4 protein-coding genes are annotated in these 5,114 nt (G+C 73.0%); 2 read left to right on the top strand and 2 right to left on the bottom strand.

Annotation, left to right across the window (positions count from 1 at the left end; all coding sequences use genetic code 11):
- Positions 1–409: 409 nt before the first annotated feature.
- Positions 410–1,204, bottom strand: a complete 795-nt coding sequence (locus P1P70_RS40325; RefSeq protein ID WP_319246817.1) for a hypothetical protein — start codon at positions 1,202–1,204, stop codon at positions 410–412.
- Between the two features lie 416 nt (positions 1,205–1,620).
- Here P1P70_RS40325 and purN point away from each other — a divergent pair, with 416 nt between their 5' ends.
- Positions 1,621–2,250 carry a phosphoribosylglycinamide formyltransferase gene (purN, locus tag P1P70_RS40320; RefSeq protein ID WP_319246815.1) on the top strand — a complete coding sequence of 210 codons (630 nt, stop codon included), beginning with the start codon at positions 1,621–1,623 and terminating at the stop codon, positions 2,248–2,250.
- Positions 2,247–3,812: a bifunctional phosphoribosylaminoimidazolecarboxamide formyltransferase/IMP cyclohydrolase gene (gene purH / locus P1P70_RS40315; RefSeq protein ID WP_319246813.1), complete on the top strand. Its 1,566-nt coding sequence runs from the start codon at positions 2,247–2,249 to the stop codon at positions 3,810–3,812. Before purN ends, purH begins: the two co-directional genes overlap by 4 nt.
- A gap of 119 nt (positions 3,813–3,931) precedes the next feature.
- Here purH and P1P70_RS40310 read toward each other — a convergent pair.
- Positions 3,932–5,114: peptidoglycan-binding domain-containing protein (locus P1P70_RS40310; protein ID WP_319246811.1), on the bottom strand; the 1,183-nt coding region annotated here is incomplete at its 5' end.

Genomic DNA, 5,114 nt, shown 5'->3' with positions numbered 1-5,114 from the left:
TGCGGAGCGCGCCCCCGGGGTGCCAGTCGCCGCTGGTGGCGGTCCCCTGCGCACCGCCCGACGGGCCAGCCAAGCCGGCACCGCCATCAGCAGGGTCACGGGTCGCTTCATGTTCTCCTGCGCCCCGGAGCGCCCCCGCCGCGCGCCGTGGCTCCCGGCGGGCCCCGCGGGAAGCGCGGTCCCAGACGGGCGGCACTGCGCGAGGCGTTGACGGTCCGGGGCGAAGGTGATCATGAAGCGACCCCTGACCCTTCTGATGGCGGTTCCGGCTCCGCTGCCCCGTCCGGAGGTGCGCCGGGGACCGACTCCAGCGGCGAGTTGCAGCCGGGGGAAGCGCTCTGACGAGAGGAAGGCGCCGCCGACGGGTCATCGGCGGCGCCTTCGGGGCGTTGACTGGTCTGCCGGGCGGCTACTGCGCGCCCAGCACGTCCCGCAGCGGGCCCTCCGGGAGGAGGTCCTTGCAGGACTTGGCGGAGACCGTGGTGAGGGAGTCGTCGACGCAGGTGTAGTAGTCGCGGTAGACGAACTGCGCCGTGAAGGTGATGGCGACGATCGCGAGTGCGATCGTGGAGGTCACCAGGCCGCTGATGGCCGCTGTCCGCTGGGGGCGACCGCTCGGCCCGGGCGCCGCCGACCGGGACGGATCCGTCGTGGGCGACTTGGCACGCAGCGCGCTGACGGCCCAGTACACGGCCAGTGAACCGAGCAGCAGAGCCACGTACGGCCAGGCGAAGAGCGCGAAGAAGAAGGCCCACATGCCGCTCAGCAACGAGTACCGCGCGCGCCGCTGGGCCGGGTCCGTCGGGTCCCAGCGCAGCCCACTGCCCGGCCCGCCCTCGGGCCCTTGGCCGGAACCGCCAGGTCCCCCCGGCCCGCCTTGACCACCGGGACGGTCACCGAAGTGCCCACCGGACGAGCGGCCGGGCTGCCGGTCGCTCCACTGACTGCCCCACGGCGAGTGACCACCACCGCGCCCCGCTCCGTCGTCGGAACCCCGGCCGTCGGGCCGGCGCGGCTGCCACGGTCGGTCGGGCGCGCCCTCGGGCGGCGGCGCGAACGGATTGTCGTCCGAAGAGCCTGAACCCTGGCCTCGCCCGGGCTGCCCGGGCTGCTCGGGAGTGTCCTCGCTCTCGCGCGGAGGCGTGGGCGAGGAACTCCGCTCACGCAGCAGGAGCGAACGAAGGCGGAGGCTGCGGTCCGGCATCAGGAGTGCGTCTTCCCCTTGGTGAATACGACGATGAGTCAGCGAGCAAGTCTGGCGGTGGATCCTGGCGTCGGAGCCAGGTGGTGAACCTGCGGTGGGTGCGGTGGGTCTGGGTGGGTGCGGTGGGTCTGCGGTGGGTCTACTGGGGAATGAGCTGTCACTCCTTGAACGCCCCACACACCGACCGCGTTCCCGAGCCCGCTCCTGGCAGACGCTACCTCCCGGCCACGCCCCCGTCCCACGGGGGCCGTCCGATGTGCCGGTATCGTTGCTGACGGTCGGCCGCTTCGTAGACTTCCCCGTATCGGGAGACGCGAAGCATTCGTAGGAATGCACAAGCGCGCAGGTGCACCGCATGCACCGGCGCCGTCGGCGGACCCGAACGTCCCCGCAGAACCCGTAGAAAGGGCCCCACCGTGGCCGCCAAGCCCGTGGCCAAGCGCCTCGTCGTGCTGGTCTCCGGATCCGGCACCAACCTCCAGGCGCTGCTGGACGCCATCGCGACGACCGGCGTCGAGGCCTACGGCGCCGAGATCGTGGCCGTCGGAGCCGACCGCGGCGGGATCGAGGGGCTCGCCCGCGCCGAGCGCGCCGGGCTGCCGACCTTCGTCTGCCGGGTCAAGGACCACGCGACGCGTGAGAAGTGGGACGCGGAGCTCGCCGAGGCCGTCGCCTCGTACGAGCCCGACCTCGTCGTCTCCGCCGGGTTCATGAAGATCGTCGGGAAGGAGTTCCTGGCGCGGTTCGGCGGTCGGTTCGTCAACACCCACCCGGCCCTCCTCCCCAGTTTCCCGGGGGCCCACGGGGTGCGGGACGCGCTCGCGTACGGCGCCCGGGTCACCGGCTGCACCGTCCACTTCGTCGACGACGGCGTCGACACCGGGCCGATCATCGCGCAGGGCGTGGTGGAGGTCCGGGACGAGGACGACGAGAGCGCTCTGCACGAGCGCATCAAGGAAGTCGAGCGAAGGCTGCTCGTCGATGTCGTGGGGCGGCTCGCCCGCAACGGCTATCGCATCGAGGGACGAAAGGTAGTTATCCAGTGACCGCCGAGAGCAACGCCAAGCGGGCCATTCGCCGTGCGCTTGTCAGCGTCTACGACAAGACCGGCCTCGAGGACCTCGCGCGCGGGCTGCACGAGGCCGGTGTCGAGCTCGTCTCCACCGGCTCCACGGCCGCGAAGATCGCCGCCGCCGGCGTCCCCGTCACCAAGGTCGAGGAGCTCACCGGCTTCCCCGAGTGCCTGGACGGCAGGGTCAAGACCCTGCACCCCAGGGTCCACGCGGGCATCCTCGCCGACCTCCGGCTGGAGGACCACCAGCGCCAGCTCGCCGAGCTGGGGGTCGAGCCCTTCGACCTCGTCGTCGTGAACCTCTACCCCTTCCGGGAGACCGTCGCCTCCGGCGCCACCCCCGACGAGTGCGTCGAGCAGATCGACATCGGCGGCCCCTCGATGGTCCGCGCGGCGGCGAAGAACCACCCCTCGGTGGCCGTCGTCACCAGCCCGGCGCGGTACGCCGATGTCCTGAACGCCGTCCAGGACGGCGGCTTCGACCTCACCACCCGCAAGCGGCTCGCGGCCGAGGCCTTCCAGCACACCGCCGCGTACGACGTCGCCGTGGCCTCGTGGTTCGCCTCGTCCTACGCGCCCGCCGACGACTCGCAGTTCCCCGACTTCCTCGGGGCCACCTGGGAGCGCGCGCACACCCTGCGCTACGGCGAGAACCCGCACCAGCCGGCCGCGCTGTACGTCTCCGGGACCGGCGGCCTCGCCGAGGCCGAGCAGCTGCACGGCAAGGAGATGTCGTACAACAACTACACGGACACGGACGCCGCGCGCCGTGCCGCGTACGACCACGACGAGCCGGCCGTCGCGATCATCAAGCACGCCAACCCCTGCGGGATCGCGGTCGGCGCGGATGTCGCCGAGGCGCACCGCAAGGCGCACGCCTGTGACCCGCTGTCCGCGTTCGGCGGTGTGATCGCCGTCAACCGGCCGGTCAGCAAGGAGATGGCGGAGCAGGTCGCGGAGATCTTCACCGAGGTCATCGTCGCGCCCGACTACGAGGAGGGGGCCCTGGAGGCCCTCGCCAAGAAGAAGAACATCCGCGTGCTGAAGGCCCCCGGCGCGCCCGCCGCGCCCGTGGAGCTGAAGCCCGTCGACGGCGGTGCGCTGCTCCAGGTGACCGACCGGCTCCAGGCCGACGGCGACGACCCGGCCAACTGGACCCTCGCGACCGGCGACGCCCTCTCCGCCGACGAACTGGCCGAGCTGGCGTTCGCCTGGAAGGCCTGCCGCGCGGTGAAGTCCAACGCGATCCTGCTCGCCAAGGACGGCGCGTCGGTCGGCGTGGGGATGGGACAGGTCAACCGCGTCGACTCCTGCAAGCTGGCGGTGGAGCGGGCGGGCGCCGAGCGCGCGCGGGGCTCGTACGTCGCCTCTGACGCGTTCTTCCCGTTCCCGGACAACATCGACGTGCTGGGTGCGGCCGGCGTCAAGGCCATCGTCCAGCCGGGCGGTTCGGTCCGTGACGAGCTGGTCGTCGAGGCCGCGCAGAAGGCCGGGATCACGATGTACTTCACGGGGACGCGGCACTTCTTCCACTGAACCGAGGCACCGTCGAGGTGCATGCGCTGAACGTGTGGGGCGCGGGGCCCGTCGGTACGTCCGACGGGCCCCGCGTCGTACGCGTGTGCGTCGTGCCGCTCGCCGCGTCGTGCCGTTCGCTACGTCGTGCCGCGCAGCGCCGCCCAGGTGTCGGGCCCGACCTGGCCGTCGACCTCCAGTCCCTTCGCGGCCTGGAACTGCCTGACCGCCGACTCCGTGTCCTTCCCGAACTTGCCGTCCACGCCCGAGCCGCCGACGCTGTGGCCGCGCTTCTGGAGCATGCACTGCACCTGGACGACGCGTTGGCCCTCGTCGCCCCGGTCGGTGAGTTCGGTGCCGGAGTAGTAGGTGCACTGGGAGATCCAGGCGGGGGTGGCGGGCTTCGTCGTGGTCTTGGTCGGGGTGGGCGCGGGGGTGGTCGCTGCCGCGTCGCCGTCACCGCCCGATGAACCTCCGGCACCGGGTGTGGTGTCGGCCGTCTCGCCGGGGGTGGCGTCGCCCGTCTCCTCGGAGGGCCTCACGGACGGGCTCTCCCCGTCCCCCTTCTTCTGGTCCTTCTCGGCGGAGGGCGAGAGCGAGGGCGAGTCGGAGGACCCCGGCAGCGGCGCGGCGGCCTTTCCGTCGGGCGCCGTGGTCGTACCGGCGGTCGGCGTGGCGGACGCGGAGTCCTCGACGGGTGTGCGGGTGACGAGGTACGCCCCCATGGCCACCGCGCACATCGCCAACGCGGCCACGACGACGAAGTACGACCGCCTCCGCCGCCGGGGCACCACCGATCTGACGGTGGGCCCCTGGCCGCCGCCCGCGGTCGGCGTCCCTCCGTACGGGCCGGAAGACGCCGCGTACGGACCGTACGCCCCGATCGGCGTCGGGCCTCCGAATGTCCCGGCCGATGTCGGGCCTCCGTTAGCACCCGTCGGCGTGGAGGCTCCGTACGCCCCGGCAGGCGTAGACGCTCCATAGGTGCCGGCCGGTGTGGGGGCACCGTGATCACCGGTCGGCGTCCCGGTGCGACCGCCCGGTGTGGTGGGCGCCCCGTGGTTCCCGGCCGGCGCGGCCGCACCGTGGGCCCCGGCCGCTGTTGCCGCCGCGCCCTGCTCGCCCGGCGGTGCCTGCGCCCCGCTCTCCTCCGTCGGCACCGGCGTGCGCTGCGCACCGGGGAGCGGATGGTGGGGCGTCTCGAAGGCCCCCGCCGGATCGGCTGTTCCGTACGCCGCCGGTGGCGCCTCTGCCGCCCCACTTCCGTCCGCGCCCTCGGCCGGTGTGGCCGGTCCGGGGCCCGGGGGCGGTGTCGGCGCGTAG

It is taken from the genome of Streptomyces sp. MB09-02B (genome assembly GCF_033794485.1).
Classification (GTDB): domain Bacteria; phylum Actinomycetota; class Actinomycetes; order Streptomycetales; family Streptomycetaceae; genus Streptomyces.
This window is presented reverse-complemented; position numbering and strand designations above follow the sequence as displayed.

Bases quoted from the DNA above. Each gene is read 5' to 3' on its own strand.
- P1P70_RS40325 (WP_319246817.1), bottom strand. From the start codon at position 1,204: ATGCCGGACCGCAGCCTCCGCCTTCGTTCGCTCCTGCTGCGTGAGCGG.